The 16335-nt window shown below is 44.4% G+C and carries 14 protein-coding genes and 1 pseudogene; 3 read left to right on the top strand and 12 right to left on the bottom strand.

What is annotated here, in order from left to right; genetic code table 11:
* Positions 1-34: 34 nt before the first annotated feature.
* Positions 35-439 (top strand): annotated as a pseudogene (locus tag MSP8886_RS22430) (ATP-dependent zinc protease family protein); the annotation flags it as partial.
* 75 nt (positions 440-514) lie between these two features.
* A complete protein-coding gene (rimK, locus tag MSP8886_RS03155) occupies positions 515-1420 on the top strand; it encodes a 30S ribosomal protein S6--L-glutamate ligase (RefSeq protein ID WP_217491324.1) in 906 nt (301 codons plus the stop codon).
* 112 nt (positions 1421-1532) lie between these two features.
* Here the strand turns inward: rimK and MSP8886_RS03150 are convergent, their stop codons facing one another.
* From MSP8886_RS03150 to MSP8886_RS03140, 3 genes are all read right to left on the bottom strand, one after another.
* The gene (locus tag MSP8886_RS03150) at positions 1533-2492 is read right to left on the bottom strand and encodes a GGDEF domain-containing protein (RefSeq protein ID WP_067012566.1); all 960 of its coding nucleotides are present in this window, start codon (positions 2490-2492) and stop codon (positions 1533-1535) included.
* A gap of 6 nt (positions 2493-2498) precedes the next feature.
* Positions 2499-3509 (bottom strand): response regulator, encoded by a 1011-nt coding sequence (locus MSP8886_RS03145; protein ID WP_067012564.1) that lies wholly within the window; start codon positions 3507-3509, stop codon positions 2499-2501.
* Positions 3510-3684: 175 nt separating this feature from the next.
* A complete protein-coding gene (locus MSP8886_RS03140; protein WP_067012562.1) occupies positions 3685-4878 on the bottom strand; it encodes a GAK system CofD-like protein in 1194 nt (397 codons plus the stop codon).
* Positions 4879-5147: 269 nt separating this feature from the next.
* On the opposite strand from MSP8886_RS03140, the gene MSP8886_RS03135 reads away from it, so the two are divergent.
* On the top strand, positions 5148-6086 hold the full coding sequence (locus tag MSP8886_RS03135; RefSeq protein ID WP_067012560.1) for a DUF808 domain-containing protein: 939 nt from the start codon (positions 5148-5150) through the stop codon (positions 6084-6086).
* Between the two features lie 27 nt (positions 6087-6113).
* On the opposite strand, the gene MSP8886_RS03130 is transcribed toward MSP8886_RS03135, so the two are convergent.
* From MSP8886_RS03130 to MSP8886_RS03090, 9 genes are all read right to left on the bottom strand, one after another.
* Entirely contained in the window at positions 6114-6509 is a 396-nt protein-coding gene (locus tag MSP8886_RS03130) for a peptidoglycan-binding domain-containing protein (RefSeq protein WP_067012558.1), read from the bottom strand.
* 168 nt (positions 6510-6677) lie between these two features.
* Positions 6678-7472 (bottom strand): HAD-IIB family hydrolase, encoded by a 795-nt coding sequence (locus MSP8886_RS03125; protein ID WP_245659015.1) that lies wholly within the window; start codon positions 7470-7472, stop codon positions 6678-6680.
* A 15-nt stretch (positions 7473-7487) separates the two neighbouring features.
* Positions 7488-8234: a glycerophosphoryl diester phosphodiesterase gene (locus MSP8886_RS03120; protein ID WP_067012555.1), complete on the bottom strand. Its 747-nt coding sequence runs from the start codon at positions 8232-8234 to the stop codon at positions 7488-7490.
* A 58-nt stretch (positions 8235-8292) separates the two neighbouring features.
* The gene (locus MSP8886_RS03115; RefSeq protein ID WP_067012553.1) at positions 8293-9369 is read right to left on the bottom strand and encodes a sn-glycerol-3-phosphate import ATP-binding protein UgpC; all 1077 of its coding nucleotides are present in this window, start codon (positions 9367-9369) and stop codon (positions 8293-8295) included.
* A gap of 3 nt (positions 9370-9372) precedes the next feature.
* Positions 9373-10218, bottom strand: a complete 846-nt coding sequence (ugpE, locus tag MSP8886_RS03110) for a sn-glycerol-3-phosphate ABC transporter permease UgpE (protein WP_067012551.1) — start codon at positions 10216-10218, stop codon at positions 9373-9375.
* Complete coding sequence (ugpA, locus tag MSP8886_RS03105; protein WP_067012549.1) at positions 10218-11093, bottom strand: sn-glycerol-3-phosphate ABC transporter permease UgpA; 876 nt, start codon at positions 11091-11093, stop codon at positions 10218-10220. The genes ugpE and ugpA overlap by 1 nt, the downstream gene beginning before the upstream one ends.
* Positions 11094-11179: 86 nt before the next feature.
* Positions 11180-12484, bottom strand: a complete 1305-nt coding sequence (gene ugpB / locus MSP8886_RS03100) for a sn-glycerol-3-phosphate ABC transporter substrate-binding protein UgpB (protein ID WP_067012547.1) — start codon at positions 12482-12484, stop codon at positions 11180-11182.
* 183 nt (positions 12485-12667) lie between these two features.
* The gene (locus MSP8886_RS03095) at positions 12668-13018 is read right to left on the bottom strand and encodes an Hpt domain-containing protein (RefSeq protein ID WP_067012545.1); all 351 of its coding nucleotides are present in this window, start codon (positions 13016-13018) and stop codon (positions 12668-12670) included.
* 71 nt (positions 13019-13089) lie between these two features.
* Positions 13090-16302 carry an ATP-binding protein gene (locus MSP8886_RS03090; RefSeq protein ID WP_067012543.1) on the bottom strand — a complete coding sequence of 1071 codons (3213 nt, stop codon included), beginning with the start codon at positions 16300-16302 and terminating at the stop codon, positions 13090-13092.
* Positions 16303-16335: the final 33 nt, after the last annotated feature.

Raw genomic sequence — 16335 nt, 5'->3', positions numbered from 1 at the left:
GGTCTAATCGGTTAATCGATGAAGAGTTTTATTAATGAATCAATTTAATGAACCCAAAATGGTCATCGGTAGTGAGGAATGGTGCGCCTTTCCATCTATCAATATCCCTGCGGTAAAAGCCCGTATCGATTCTGGAGCAAAAACCTCGTCTCTTCACGCGATCAACATTCATTTTTTCACTCGCGACGGCGTCCAATGGGCCAGCTTTGAAGTGCACCCTCTACAGGAAAACCGCAAAATTACCGTGCAGTGTGAAGCGCCAATTATCGACCATCGTGTCGTTAAAAGTTCCAGTGGCGACAAGGAAAAACGTCCTGTTATCCGAGTCCCTTTAGCCATTGGTGAAAAATCTTGGACAATCGAAGTCACGCTCACCGATCGCGACAGCATGGGCTATCGTATGCTGTTGGGACGTGAGGCTATGAACGGCCGAATTCTAGTCGACCCTGAAGGTTCTTGCTTATTAGGTGACTGCTGTCAAAACGATTTAGCGAACTTATATAAAGCCCCTGAAATGCGTACTGAGGGATTAAAAATTGGCTTACTGGCAAGCAATCCAGACTTGTACAGCAACCGCCGCATTATTGAAGCGGCCGAATCTCGTGGTCACGAAATTCAATTTTTAAACATTAAAAATTGTTATATGAAGCTCGATGCCACCACACCGGAAATTCATTACCGTGGTGGTCGTCTATTAAATGATTTAGACGCCATCATCCCACGCATTCGCCCTAGCAAAACCTTCTACGCATGTACCTTATTACGCCAGTTCGAATCACTCGGTGTGTATTGCTTAAATACCTCCATGGCAATTACAAAGTCCCGTGACAAGCTACGCTCTCTACAATTATTGCTGGACAACGGTATACAGATCCCCACTACAGGCTTTGCTAACTCGCCACTCGATACTGACGACCTAATCAATATGGTCGGCGGAGCCCCGTTAATCGTCAAATTACTGGAGGGAACACAAGGCAAAGGTGTTGTTCTAGCAGAAACCCGCAAAGCTGCCGACAGCGTCATCAATGCGTTTAAGAGCCTCAATGCCAACATTTTGGTTCAGGAGTTTATCAAGGAAGCCAGCGGAAAAGACTTACGCTGTTTTGTGATTGATGGCAAAGTGGTGGCCTCCATTCAACGTATCGCCGCTGTTGGCGAGTTTCGTGCCAATATTCATCTAGGTGGGCGAGCCGAGCTCATTAAAGTTACAGCAGAAGAAAAGCGCCTAGCCATTAAAGCGGCCAAAGCCATGGATTTAAAGGTAGCGGGCGTCGACCTCATTCGTTCAAACAAAGGCCCCTTAGTACTAGAAGTCAATTCTTCTCCAGGCCTGCAAGGTATCGAAACAGCGGCTAACGAAGACATTGCCGTCAAGATGATCATGGCAATCGAAAAGCAGTTGCGCATCACCAGCGAGTAAACACGGTGCCCATCAAACAGCTTGATGGGCACAAGATTTTCTGTAAACACTTAGAGTGAAATTGAAATTCTATTTTAGGCCAATACAAGCTCTATGTAGGCAAAGGCACACATCAAGCGGATATTGTGGACTGGTTGCGACCCGCTTTTTTGGATTGATACAAAGCCTGATCCGCCCGATTTAGCCAAGCAAAAGCGCTACCATCTTTTTCATTCAGCTCAGCAATTCCCAAACTAATTGTGACCTTAAGGCTTGCCGATTTGGTTTCAAACACTCGCGTAGCGATTCGTTCACGTAATTTCTCACAAAAGGACTTGGCACTCTGTTGGTCGGTATTGGGCAGCAGCATGATAAACTCTTCGCCACCATAGCGTGCCACAAAATCCCCCCGTCGTGTGGAGGCAATCATTTCGGCGGCAATCTCCTTAAGAACTTGGTCACCTACCAAGTGCCCATGCTGATCATTAACATCCTTAAAGCGATCCAAATCGATCATTACCAAAGAGTGTGGCCCCGTGCCTTTTTTCAAGAATGAACTAAAGGTCAGTTCCAGCGCCTTTTCCAAGCCACTGCGATTGTTTAACTCAGTTAATGGATCAATCTTACTTAGCAGCTCCAACTGACGGTTCGCAGACGACAGCGCCACTCTATTACTCGCCGCATCCGTCACATCATAAACCGCAATACACGCATGTTCTAATGTACCATCTGCATTCGTTAACGGGCGTAACGTGATATTTTGGTACATTTTTTCAGCCAGCCCAGTAATAGGACGGTAGCTTTTAAAAGGAAACAAATGCGGACATTGTTCCCAAGAGATAAAAACAGACGTGCGCAAGCCAAATACGTTATCGATTTTACGTTTCAACCACGCTTTATCGATGGAAGGAAAGAGTTCAAAAAAATCCTGTCCCTTAGCGGCGGTAGAACTTTTTCCACTATGGTTTTCCATAAAGCTGTTCCACAGTGTTATTTGATATTGCTTATTGATCACAACAAGACCAAGATCAATGTGATTGAGCATATCAAATAACCAGTGCAGCTCCATTATCTCTTCTGCATGACGTTGCATACTCACTCAATCCTCAACCAAATAAGACAAACGTTTTTCTAAAACCGGTACCGAGTCTTCGGTAAATAGCAACAGCAAGTCACAGCAAATATTGTAATTCTCCACTTCGTAGACAATTTCTACTGTTAACGTACGCTTCCACTGGGCTTTTTTTGCGCTAATCAAGCTATCCATTTTAACATGCTGACCAAGTAAAGAGGGATGCCCATAACTAAAGTCGATGTCCATCTGCTTACCCAGCGCATCCATATAGGGCCCGACCAACACTGACGCGACGTCCATTAGAAGCTCAATTTCTTTTGTATTCTCAAGGTTACCGGAAGCACCAAGCAACTTTGCCATGTCCGAAAAACTGGCATCGTTAAAAATCAACAAAGCTTCCAGCGCCACACCAGCCCCAACAAAGCCTTGTGATACCGCAGAAAAACTCGCTCCTCGGTTAGTATAATCAAGTGCCATCTGCAACTCGCTAACTTCGAGAATGTGAACAGAAGGAACGGGTAACTTGATAAAAACATTAAGCATATCCGCCAACACACTCGCCGCACGCCCCATTGCTACATTTGACACTTCTTGCAGACAGTCCGAAACAGAAAAGTTATCTAAATCAAAGTCGCTAGGGATAGAGTGCCGTGCAGCTGTTTCGTCACTGACCATTAGGTTTAGCGCCAATAAAGACTGACGCATGACTTCAGGCCTAATGGGCTTTTTATGGAATTCACTTGCCCCTAACTCTTTGACTCTTTGCACGGCCTTTGGCTGTACATCACCAGACACAACAAAGACATGAGGAGCTTGAGGCACATGCTGCAGAGCTTCAAGGGTTTGATAGCCATCTTTGACCGGCATATTCAAATCGAGAAAAAGCACATCAATGGGTCTTGAAGCGATAATATCCAGTGCTTCCTGTCCATTCTCTGCGTAGTCTACCTGGATATCCCAATCAACGGGTAAGGCCTTAGCAAGTTGTCGTCTTGCGATGCTTGAGTCATCACATATCAGTACACGGGTACTCATTAATACATTCTTCCTGGAAGTCCATATCATTCAAGTATAAAAACAATCTTATAAAGCAATCTTCACAACGTAGATAATCCATACTTGTTTGATATTAAATTAACGACCTATCAATACATGACTTATAATTTTAGCTCAATCGGCACGCGAATATAGTGGAGTTATGTTAATAAGATCAAGTTAATGACAGGAGCGCCTTCACGATGAGTACCTCGTCATAGCGGTCCATCTTATGTCGAATCAAAGGGGTTTTGATTACCTGAATACCAAGTTCGGATAGTTTTTCAATATCAAGAGTCCCATAATAATAGTTATCATCAAGCAGAAGGTAATCTAAAACAGAAAACCCATTGCCGGCAGACTCGGCATCGCAATCTTGCTGAATCACAGACATTAAACGCTCCACTTGCCCCATTAAAGACAAACCTATTTGCTCTGGATCAACGCCTAAATTGGGAATGTATACCTTAGGATTGGGGTTACCGTAGATGGAAAGTCCGACCCCTTTTGGTAATAAATTTGCCAACAAACTACTGTAAAAACTACCCGGTGGATAACAAATTAGATCCGCTGTGGCGATCATATTACGTCGATCATCAGCAATTTGACGATTAATCGGCACCACTCCTCGCAAGCCTTTATTTAACCAAATATGTTTAATCGGACTGGCCAAATGGGCATGTTCCTTACCCGTTATCTTGTGTTGCCCTAAAATGACACTGCCATCTTCTAGCTCCACTCCAAGGTGAAAGGGAGAATCTAAGATGGTTTTCACTTCTCCTAAGGTTTTTACAATTCGTGAGAATAAAAACACGATAGGATCTAACTGTTGCTGATTATTCAGATAGCCACCCGCAATAATCAGATTACCAATACTCGCCCCGCGCAAATCAAACTCAGGGCTAATTTTCGCTTGCGTAACCGCTAGCTGCGTCTGGATTAAAGCACGCATGGGATTGGGAATCGGCTCAATCAAGGGATGATGACCATCCACCAATTGTTGTAACTGCTCGGCTAACACGTCAAGGCTATCCGTTTGCGCAAAACGATGGGTAAATAGCGCATACACATCCGGCTGCCCCATCACCGTTTCATCCGCTAACGCCATCAGACGACTGCGTAAATCCCCCACCGCAGGCATGTCAAATTCAGCACGCAAACGAGCGGAACTGCCACCCGAATCAAATGGTGTTACCAAGTGAATGGAGTGATGGGTAAATTTCTTTAGCTCACGACTGGCTTTGTTAAACGCTGAGCCGCCACTAAAAAACAAGACTTTTGGTCCCTGTTCCGGCAAGCTTTCATAACGGTGTATGCGAACCGGATCTGGCACCTGCAAACGACGCCAAATACGACAAGTAGTAGACATAACAACCCCTTTGCTAAACAGACTTTAGAAACATAACTTATCGTCATAACGACAAAAACTGCGCAAAGTTTACCCTGCGAAGCTCGTCTTTCACAGCGCCATCATAGAAATAGACGAAGTCCAGCCCAAAACGCGCAAGGCACAGTCGAGCGCAACTTAAAAGAGGGACTGAACATACAAAAACACAGAACAATAAGACACAGAGTTTGGCTTTATTCGCGCTTTCACGCACAATACGCCAAGATTCAAAACCAGATGGATGATCTGTTATGTCGATAGGATTACTGGCTCTACTTGATGACATCACCACGTTACTCGACGACATCGCTGTGCTATCAAAGGTGGCGGCAAAAAAAACCGTTGGAGTATTAGGGGATGATCTCGCCCTCAATGCGGAGCAGGTGTCAGGCTTTAGCGCAGACAGAGAACTGCCTGTGGTGTGGGCCGTCGCAAAAGGCTCATTAGTTAACAAAGCCATCTTGGTGCCTCTAGCTATAGCAGTCAGTGCTTTTCTACCTTGGCTGATTCAGCCCATACTCATGCTGGGTGGACTGTACCTGTGTTATGAAGGGGCAGAAAAAGTGCTGCACAGCATTAAACAACGCCACCACAAGAAAACCCACCAGCAATCCGTCGTGAGTCGCCTTACAGCACAAATCAAACAAACCGAGCCCAAGTTAGACGAAGAAGCACTAAAAAAACAGGAAAAGATCAAAGTAAAGGGAGCTATTCGTACAGACTTTGTCTTGTCTGCAGAAATCATTGTCATCGCGCTAGGCACAGTAGAAAATCAGAGTATTTTAATTCAAGCACTCGTGGTTAGCGTTATTGCGTTTGTGGTGACGGTTGGGGTCTACGCTTTGGTGGGCCTAATTGTGCGGTTAGATGATATTGGTCTCGCATTGTTTAAATCCAAACACACTCTTGTTAAAACCACAGGAAATGTGATTTTACAAAGCGCCCCTTGGCTTATTAGATTATTAACGGTGGTAGGAACGGTAGCAATGTTTTTAGTTGGTGGGGGGATATTTGTTCACGGGTTACCTCTATTACATGGTATTGAACATGCGATTTCCTCTAGCCACGCACTATCTTCTTCTTTTTTAACTGGCACCCTAGGTGTCTTGTTTAACATTTTTATCGGCTTGGTATTAGGAGGGGTGGCTATTGCCATAGCTTCCCCCTTTAGTAAGGAGGAAGCACATTGACAAACATCAGATTAGAGCATCCGTTTATCAGCTTACTTTTTTCGCTTTAAGATGAACAGCGTGTGCTAACTCGTGCACAAGTGCCTTGTTAACATGGCCCGTCATTTTTAAATGATGGTCTTTTTGGAACTGTTTTACAGCCGCCATTGTTTTGCGGCCCATTAGTCCATCTGCATGACCAACTTCTTTATAACCCAACGTCAACAGATCTTTTTGAGCAGCTAGTACTTCTTTGCTATGATGTTTCTTAGCAACCAGCTTATGAACAGTTTTCTCTTTTGATGTAGAGCTAACCGCCTTGTGGATGGTTTCTTTTTTGACTTCAGGAGTCGATTTTGTTCCAGCAGGTTGCGCATCTTGTGCGTAAACTTGTGGAATAACAAGACAACATGTAGCCAAAACAACAGGTATATATAAACGCATGGCAACTCCCTATACACATAAATGATTCTTTTATAAATGCGCGAAACGCGGCGACTATATAACATGAAGAATCACTCTAAGATATAGGAAACGCATATGTTTGATTTTTCGTTTCAACAAGCTGAAGCTTCATACAACAAACTGACTATTCACCTTGAAAAAACAGCGCTAGCGCAAGGATAATAAATGCTGAGTCAGCTCAGCAAAACCGAATCCTCCGGGGAAATTCGTTTGAAAACGCGGAACATAAGCCATGCTAGGAAGATGTTCGGCAATATTCGCCACCCCAACACTTAGGGGAAAACGCTCGAACATGCTTTCATCGTTGGGTGCATCTCCTACATACATAACTTGAGCAGCAAAGCCCTCATCACCCAAGCCATAAACATGGTTCAATACGCGCTTGGCCATGGCAAATTTATCATAGCCTTCCCCACTGACATTAATATGAATAGAGCTGGCTTTCGCATTTAGTCCAAGCTCTTTCAATGCCAATAAACAGGCTTCTTTCGCTTCGATAGCTGGTGGCCTCACATCTTGTGCAAAGTCGATGGCGACGTCCGTTAAGCGATAGGCTTGATCACGAGCAAGGCGTAGCGCAGGAAAACGGTCTAGAACCAACGTCACGATGGCAAGCATTTCTGTTTTTTGTGTCGTCATCAAAGCTTCATCCTGCCAGAACTGATAGGTTAATGAGCTTGAATTCTCTTTGTGGATAAAGACCCCACCCCCTTCGCTAATCACCCCAGCCACGGGCCAAGTTCGTGCCATCATATCAGACCAACCGGCACACCCTCCTGTAACAGGAATAACCGTCAAGCCTCTAGAGGCTAACTGCTCTAATGCAACCAAACTGTCCGTTGGCAAGCGTCCTTCCCAGGTCAAGGTATCGTCCACATCGGTGAGAATATAGCGAACAGCTTGGCAATCGCTCTTCGTCAGCGCTTCTAATGGTTTAATCAAATCCTGCTCCATGAATCACAACAAAGGCGCAAAACGGGTTGGGTCATCCGTAATAATAGTATCCATTCCCCACTCCCAGTGCTGGGCAACCAATGCCATATCGTTCGCGGTATAGCACAGCAATTGATAGCCTGCCCCTTTAATAGCTTGGGCCTTCTCTTGTGTTAATGCCCGATAGTCACAGTTCAAACTGTAAGCCTGTATGGCTTCAAGTTGAGTCTGCCAATCCTCTGGGATTGGTCCATACAACTGACCAAGATGACGCGTCTTATCCAGTTGGTGACATAGCAGCAAAGCCCCATGGTTAAAACTGGAAATCAACAACTTATCGTTATCTTTCCAATGTGCATCTAAAGCGGCTAAGACGGGTGGTACAATGTTCTCCACATCGGACTCATCGTGTTTAATCTCTAGGTTCAACCCTAACCCAAGGGACTGAATACATTCTAACGCTTCGACCAGAGTAGGCACTTTTTCACTGGCAAATTCCGCTGAGAAATAACCACCCGCATCCAATCCAGCAACATATTCAGGCAATGCTTGACGAGTCACCCCTACACCATTCGTACAACGACTCAACTCATCATCATGAAAGATGATCAAACCATCCTCACCAATCAAATACACATCGATTTCTACCCAAGTCACCCCGGTCGCTGCGGCAGCACGGATAGACGCCAAGGTATTTTCTGGTGCCAATAGAGCGGCACCACGGTGCCCCATCACTTTCGCGTTAATGATATCTTTTTTTGGGCTTTTCATTGGACTCTCTCTGATAAAATGGCTTCATTGCACGACGCTTAAAGACACTCTGAAAGCATCATAGTCGTTGCTGTGTATTGGCATCAAATAGATGCCAATCTTCCCTTGGCACAGTGAACCAAAGATGGCTCCCAATATCGGGCAAATGCGGGCCAGACAAACGCACCACCAAAGGCACGGCTGAGCCATCAGTTTGCTGACTCCCCACAAGCACCCCGTGAATCAAGGTTTCTGCACCGAGAGATTCTACTGCCTGTACTTGCAAAGCGATATCACCATTTTGCTCGTCACTCGCTACTAAATGCTCAGGTCGAATGCCCCAAATGACTTTACCTCGATAATCGTGAGAGAACGGTAACACTATGGATTCATTCAGCTTAATACCTTTACCTGTCACCTCAGCGTCTAATAAATTCATCGCCGGAGACCCAATGAAAGCGGCAACAAAGGTCGACGTGGGCTTATTATACAGCTCCATTGGCGTGCCAATTTGTTCAGCTTTCCCTTTATTTAGCACGACAAGACGGTCCGCCAAGGTCATCGCCTCGACCTGATCATGGGTCACATACAAGGTGGTGGTTGCCAGCTTGCGTTGTAACTGACGAATCTCAACACGCATTTGTACGCGAAGCTTCGCATCCAAGTTAGATAAGGGCTCGTCGAACAAGAAGACTTTAGGATCTCGCACCATGGCGCGCCCCATCGCCACACGCTGACGCTGTCCACCAGACAGCTGATTTGGCTTACGGTCCAGCAACTCTTCCAGCCCTAACATGGTTGCCACACTGTCTACCTTAGTATCGCGCTCTTCTTTTGGGACACCTCGATTTTTAAGGCCATAGGCCATGTTCGCCCGAACGGTCATGTGGGGGTACAGAGCATAATTCTGAAATACCATGGCGATATCACGATCTGCTGGCTCTTTCTCATTGACGCGATTTCCCTTAATCAGCAAATCCCCTTGGGTAATGGTTTCAAGCCCCGCCACCATGCGCAGCAAGGTAGACTTGCCACAACCTGATGGCCCAACCAATACAATGAACTCCCCTTCTTCAATGCTTAAATCGATACTTGGAATCGCTTGGTAACCATTTGGGTAGGTTTTACCAATGTTTTTTAATACTAAATCGGTCATTACTTACTTCTCCGCGTCAACCAAGCCTTTTACAAATAATTTTTGCATACCAACTACCACGGCCACAGGGGGAATCATCGCCAATAGGGTGGTTACCATCACGTTATTCCACTCAATGTCCCCATCTGGGACAGACAACATATTCTTAATACTCATCACCAAGGTGTAATAAGTATCGTCTGTGGTAATAATCAATGGCCATAGATATTGATTCCACCCATAAATAAACATAATCACAAACATGGCAGCGATATTAGTGCGAGACATGGGCAATAAAATATCGAAAAAGAAACGAATCGGGCCAGCACCATCAATACGAGCCGCCTCCACTAACTCACCAGGCATGGACATAAAACATTGACGAAACAGGAATGTCGCTGTAGCACTGGCAATCATGGGCAAAATCAAACCACTGTATGAATTCAACATATTAAGATTGGCAATGACTTGATAGGTCGGCACAATCCTCACTTCCACTGGTAACATCAAAGTAATAAAGATCACCCAGAAAATCAGTGAGCGAAACGGAAAGCGAAAAAACACGATAGCATAAGCCGAAATCATCGAGATGGCGATTTTTCCAAAGGTAATACCCAGAGCCATAATCATCGAGTTTAACAACAAGTGCCAAACAGGAATCTGTAGGGTACTGCCTGCCGCATGAAACAGCACATGGCTCCAGTTCTGAACCCCTTGATCACCAAACCACAGAGGCACACTGTCAGCAAAGCTACCTGCTGATTGGGTTGAGCCCACCAACGCCACCCATACAGGCAAGGCTACAATCAGCACACCAGCAATAAGAATAAAATGGCTAAACAATTTGAGCCAAGGACGATTTTCGATCATTAGTATTGCACCTTACGCTCAATAAAACGGAACTGAACCACGGTCATCAATCCGACAATGGCCATTAACACAATCGATTGAGCCGCCGAGCCACCACTATCTAAACCGATAAAGCCATCTTTGAACACTTTATACACCAAAGTATTGGTACTGCCATCTGGCCCACCTTGAGTCGTGGTATCAATCACACCAAACGTATCAAAAAAGGCATAAACCAGATTCACGACTAACAAAAAGAAGGTAGTGGGTGATAGCAAGGGAAACACGATATCCCAGAACCGCTTAAACGGACCGGCTCCATCAATAGCAGCTGCTTCAATTAAAGAGCGCGGAATGGCTTGCAGACCGGCTAGGAAAAATAAGAAGTTGTAACTGATTTGTTTCCAAGTCGCCGCAATGACCACCAATATCATGGCCTGATCACCATTTAAAAAGTGATTCCAATGGATACCAATACGATCCAAAAACAACGCAATAGGTCCAATATTGGGATCAAATAAAATCCACCATAGCACCCCAGCAAGAGCCGGTGCCACGGCATAGGGCCAAACCAGTAAGGTTTGATAGGCCATTTTTCCACGAATCACACGATCCGCCATCACCGCTAACCACAGGGCGATAGCAATACCGAAAAACGCAACGGAAAAACTAAACACCATGGTCACCCCCATGGACTTGTAATAAAGCGGGTCTTGAAAAAGATCGATAAAGTTTCCAAAACCAATAAAGGTTTGGCTCAAACCAAACGCGTCTTCTCGATAAAACGCTTGTTTAAAGGCTTGACCTGCTGGCCATAGAAAGAAGATAGCCGTAATGATGAGCTGGGGTAACACAAGAAGATAAGGCAACTTTTTTTGCGGAAAATAAACGGACATAGCATCGCTCGGTAAATTCAAACATCAACATCCCCACCGACTTTCGCCGATGGGGATGACAAACACCCAGTAGAGTAAGGATTATTTTACTGATGCGCTCTTTCGAATCTACGCAACAAGGCATCACCACGTTTTACCGCAGTATTCAGTGCTGCTTGCGGTGTTGCTTGACCACTCCAGACACTTTCCAGAGCGCTGTTGATTACATCGCGAATTTGCACAAAATTACCCAAGCGCAATCCACGAGAATTCACCGTTGGCTTGCTTGCAGTCATCTGAAGTACTGCTACGTCTGTACCTGGGTGAGTTTTATAAAAGCCTTCTTTCTTGGTTAACTCATAAGCGGCATGAGTAATGGGCAAGTAGCCCGTAAACTGGTGCCATTCTGCCTGAATTTTTGGCGTTGACAAGAAGTGCAGAAACGCAGCAACTGCTTTGTACTGCTCTTTAGATTTGCCTCTAAGAACCCACAATGACGCACCGCCGATAATCGTATTACTCGGCTTTTTCACTTCACTTGCCCAATAAGGTAAAGACGATACACCAAAGTCAAACTTCGCATTTTTCACCATGCCACCGTAAGCAGAAGAAGAGCCTGTATACATGGCACACTGCTGGCTATAGAACTTAGGTACACTATCACTACGACGGCCACCATAACTGAAAATACCGCTCTTTTGCCATTCGTGCATTTTGGTGATATGCATTACTTGAAGAGGGCCATTGAATAACAGCTTGGTATTCAGGCCAGCAAAACCATCGTCGTTTGAGGCAAAAGGAACATTATGTCGAGCACTGAGGTTTTCTAGCTGCACCCAAGACTGCCAGCCAGTGGTGAAACCACATTTAGCACCACTTGCTAACAACTTCTTAGAATCAGCAGCCACTTCTTCCCAAGTTTTTGGTGGTGAGCTAATACCTGCTTTTTTAAACATGTCTTTATTGTAGTAAAGAACCGGTGTTGAGCTATTAAACGGCATCGACAACATATTGCCCTTTAGGTCCGAATAATAACCGGTGACGGAACTGAGGTAATCTTTTGGATTGAACGGTTCGCGGGTGTCTTTCATCAATTGGTAGACAGGGTAGATAGCGCCTTTCGCCGCCATCATACTGGCTGTGCCTACTTCAAAAACTTGCACAATGGCAGGTTGCTTATGGGCACGAAATGCCGCAATAGCAGAAGTCATGGTTTCAGTGTATGTCCCTTTAAATACAGGATCGACTTTGTACTTATTTTGAGAATCGTTAAATTCTTTGACAATCCTATTTAGCTCTTGGCCATTAGCACCACCCATTGCATGCCACCATTGAATTTCCGTAGCAGCAAAGCTCGAACCAGAAAGAGACAGACCACCTAAAACGGCCATTGCTAGCGTTAATTTACGCATTTCATGATTCCTCACACACCATTAGTTTTTAAAGTTTGCAAATAAAATATAGACAAATTATTTCCGTTATATGACAGAAACTCTTATTTCACAAACCAACCTAGGTAAAACCACGGTAAAAAAACCATAAAGCAAGTCAAAATAAACGATTACAAAGCATAAAAAAACAGTAACGTATTCATTTCACTTCGCCAGCAAAAATTCGGACAATTCATCCCTAAGAGCAACATAATACTTATTTAATGCCACATAAAGCTCTGCTATAACAGAAAAATCACCTTCCTTAGCTGCAAACTCAATCGCCCTAGCACTTTCTGTCATGGCTTGCCCAGATACCTCAGCACTAGCCCCCTTCAAACGGTGAGCAACTTGCGCTACCTGCAACCAATCTTCGGCTTGAATACTCTCATCCAATTGAGAAACCAAATAAGCGGCCTCTCTTAAAAACTCTGCGGCTACTAACGCCATCAATTCATTACTACTCGCCATGCGATTTTTAAAATCATTAAAATCAAACACTACTGTTTCTACCATGACTTCTATTCTCCTACTGTTTCTACCATGACTTCTATTCTCCTACTGTTTCTACCATGACTTCTATTCTCCTAGTGTTTTTCCAGTGCAAATGGCATCCACTTTTCCAAGACGGCCAATAACTCATGTTGATCAATTGGCTTAGCCATATGATCATCCATTCCTGCATCAAGACAAACCAACTTATCTCCTTTCATCGCATTGGCGCTTAAGGCAACAATAGGGACATTTTTTTCTGTTTTACCCGTCTCTAGCTGGCGAATCCGCCCTGTTGCTTCATAACCATCCATAACAGGCATTTGACAATCCATAAATATCAAATCGTAATGCGTCTGCTGCAACTTCGCCAGTGCTTCTTCACCATTATTAGCAATCTCAACCTCAATACCTAATCGCGCTAATAAGCCCCGAGCAACAACCTGATTCGTAAAGTTATCCTCAACCACCAGCACCATCGCATTAAATCGCGGCGTTTTGTCATTCGTCTGCTCAGTAGACTCCTCAATTTGAAACTCATGCGTTTGCGTTTTCGAAGATAGAATCACTATTTGTGTCAATATTTGCTTTAACTCACGATTGAAAACTGGCTTATGAATCACCTTCATATCCGGTTCGGTGTTCTCGTCAGAATAATCTTGCAACAAAATACTGGTCAGATTTCCTTGCTCACACCGTCTCTTAAGCTTGGTTTGATCCACTTTAGAAACCTTTTTGTAAAGGTCATCGTCTAATAAAAGAATATTGCACTGCGCCTTCACAGTCTGCTTAGACACTTCAGAGTCGTCATCTAATAGTGGCGCCATATCGTTTAGCGTTGTCACTCTTACCCCTATTTCTTGAAGCAAAGAAGCAACATAGTCACGCCCCATGTCATTGCGATAAACCAATGTCGCCGCACAATCTTGGAAACCGTTTCCACTCTCCTCCGCTTGAGACTCAAACGGCACAGTCACATTAAACCAAAAGGTAGAGCCTTTATCTTCTTGGGAATCAACACCAATACTCCCTCCCATTAACTCAACAATGCTTTTACTGATGGCTAGACCTAACCCCGTCCCACCAAACTTTCGAGTTGTCGAATTATCCGCTTGTTTAAAGCGTTGGAATAAGTTCTTTTTCAGAGCTTGCTTAATGCCAATACCAGTATCACTCACTTTAACGCTTAACTCACAAGCTCCCTCATTTAGGGGCTCAAGGTGGATACATAGGTTCACTTCACCTTGCGAAGTAAATTTAATGGCGTTACCCAATAAGTTCATAATCACTTGCTTGATCCGTAACCGATCAGCAAAAATAGACACACGAGGAATCAGTATCGCTGGTACATTAAATTCGATCCCCTTCTCCTGTGCCTTGAAAACCAATAGCCGACTCACTTCCTCAACCAGTTCCCGTAACTCGAATAACTCCTCATCCAACACAATGCTGCCACTTTCGATTTTAGATAAATCCAAAATATCATTAATCAGCTCCAATAATGCTTCCGCACTTTGACGAGATAAATTTGCCAGATTTTTTTGCTCAGGACGTAACTCGGTGTTCAGCATCAATGACAAACAGCCAATCACGCCGTTGAGCGGTGTGCGGATTTCATGGCTCATATTCGCTAAAAACAGACTCTTTGCTTGATTGGCTTCCTCAGCCTCATGCTTTGCTTTACTATGCGCTAACTCTGACGCCCTAAGTGACCGGTTTGCTTCTAAAAGATCCTGTGTGCGACGACGTACTAGGCTCTCAATTTCAGACATCTGACTACTGACCATCAGCAAAAACCAAACCAGAATACCCGCCACCAAGAAACCACATACCAAAACAAACTGCACACCCCAAGGCTGCTTATAAAAACGATTTTCACTGACTTGAAATAAGCGCCAACGCTTCTCGCCGACTTTCACATCATAGGCAACCGCCTGTCCAAAGTCCCCCTTGTTGAAACGCGAGATCACAGTCTCTAAAGGCAAATGGGCAGACGCACTGCGGGTCACTAATATGGGAGTACCATTTGCTCCTTTCATATCCACCAGATACAGCTCAGTATTTGGCAATAACCCTCGGTTAACAATCTCCTTAGTCAATACATCCAAACCAATCACCGCTGTCGCTACGCCTAAAAAAGCCCCAGTCTCCTCGTTGAAAAATGGCAAAAACAACAACACACCTTTATCTCCCTGAACCAAATTAATCGGTTCAGTTGGGTAGGCTTGTTTGAGTTCGATCGCTTTATCAATTGCCTCTCGTCTGCTTGCCTGAGAATAAACATCATAGCCAATAGCTGCCTTGTTTTTCTCTCTAGGTACCACATAGGTGACCACAATATGACGTTTTCGGGGAGTCGCATTTACCAACTTACCTGACGAATTCCTCTCTTTGACTCGAAACTCTAAATTTGGATAACTTTTTTGAATCTCTCGTTCAAAGGCTGGTATAGACACCCCATCCACCGAATAATTGAGTGAAACCCCTAAAAAAGAGTCATCTCGAGACATGGCATTTATTGCATAACGATCAAACTCTTTTGCGGTTATCGATTCACTACCGCGAACAAAACCTGCAATACCATAAAGCAAATCTACACTGTTTTTAATTCGATTATTTAAAGAAATCTCTAGTAACTCAGCATTCGCGCGAAACTCCTTAGATTGTTTATTCTCTTCAAATTCACTCACTCCAAGAGATAACCCTGCCGTCACAATAAGAATAAAAGCCAGACCGGATATTAGACTGAGTGGATGTTGAAAATAATTACCAAAATAGCGCGGAAGCAACACAGCAAACCAAGGAACGACAACCAGTACCCCGATGGAATCACCAACCCACCAGCCAAGCCAGTTAACCCAAAAGCTGTCCCACTCCATGACTTTAAAATATAACAAAGAGAAGCAACCGACCGTAGCGCCAATCAATGTGGACAAAACGCAGGCTAGAAAAACAAAACGTAATACCAAATCCACTCTATGGAAGGCGAACGGAAGGCCCACGTAACGGTCCACTAACCAAGCCCCAACAGCTGCTTGTAGAGTCGCCCCACATGCAATGACAGCAGGTAAAAGCACGACAAATATATTAAAGTTATACCAAGTAGCAAATATATTAACGAGAAAAGAACCGAGAAAGACCCCATACAGTCCTACCCGCGGAAAGAACATCGCAGCAACTAAAGCCACACCAGAAGCAGGCCAGATAATGGTTGCATAACCAGGCGGAATCGCAACCATTAAGCCTAAAACACCCAGAACCCAGTACATTAGCGCAGTGAGAGCTACAACGACTATTCCTTTAAGCATAGAGCACCAATTTATCAAGAAGAAGCCTTTAAA

This window comes from Marinomonas spartinae, from assembly GCF_900089775.1.
In the GTDB taxonomy this organism is placed as follows: Bacteria; Pseudomonadota; Gammaproteobacteria; order Pseudomonadales; family Marinomonadaceae; genus Marinomonas; species Marinomonas spartinae.
Note: the sequence above shows the minus strand (reverse complement) of the source record. Positions and strands in the feature narration are given on the sequence as shown.

Coding starts and splice junctions, on each gene's coding strand:
- MSP8886_RS03140 (WP_067012562.1), bottom strand. CDS start 4,878: ATGTCTACTACTTGTCGTATTTGGCGTCGTTTGCAGGTGCCAGATCCG.
- MSP8886_RS03095 (WP_067012545.1), bottom strand. CDS start 13,018: ATGGTAGAAACAGTAGTGTTTGATTTTAATGATTTTAAAAATCGCATG.
- MSP8886_RS03145 (WP_067012564.1), bottom strand. CDS start 3,509: ATGAGTACCCGTGTACTGATATGTGATGACTCAAGCATCGCAAGACGA.
- MSP8886_RS03150 (WP_067012566.1), bottom strand. CDS start 2,492: ATGCAACGTCATGCAGAAGAGATAATGGAGCTGCACTGGTTATTTGAT.
- MSP8886_RS03130 (WP_067012558.1), bottom strand. CDS start 6,509: ATGCGTTTATATATACCTGTTGTTTTGGCTACATGTTGTCTTGTTATT.
- rimK (WP_217491324.1), top strand. CDS start 515: ATGCGTACTGAGGGATTAAAAATTGGCTTACTGGCAAGCAATCCAGAC.
- MSP8886_RS03090 (WP_067012543.1), bottom strand. CDS start 16,302: ATGCTTAAAGGAATAGTCGTTGTAGCTCTCACTGCGCTAATGTACTGG.
- MSP8886_RS03120 (WP_067012555.1), bottom strand. CDS start 8,234: ATGAAAAGCCCAAAAAAAGATATCATTAACGCGAAAGTGATGGGGCAC.
- ugpB (WP_067012547.1), bottom strand. CDS start 12,484: ATGCGTAAATTAACGCTAGCAATGGCCGTTTTAGGTGGTCTGTCTCTT.
- ugpA (WP_067012549.1), bottom strand. CDS start 11,093: ATGTCCGTTTATTTTCCGCAAAAAAAGTTGCCTTATCTTCTTGTGTTA.
- ugpE (WP_067012551.1), bottom strand. CDS start 10,218: ATGATCGAAAATCGTCCTTGGCTCAAATTGTTTAGCCATTTTATTCTT.
- MSP8886_RS03135 (WP_067012560.1), top strand. CDS start 5,148: ATGTCGATAGGATTACTGGCTCTACTTGATGACATCACCACGTTACTC.
- MSP8886_RS03115 (WP_067012553.1), bottom strand. CDS start 9,369: ATGACCGATTTAGTATTAAAAAACATTGGTAAAACCTACCCAAATGGT.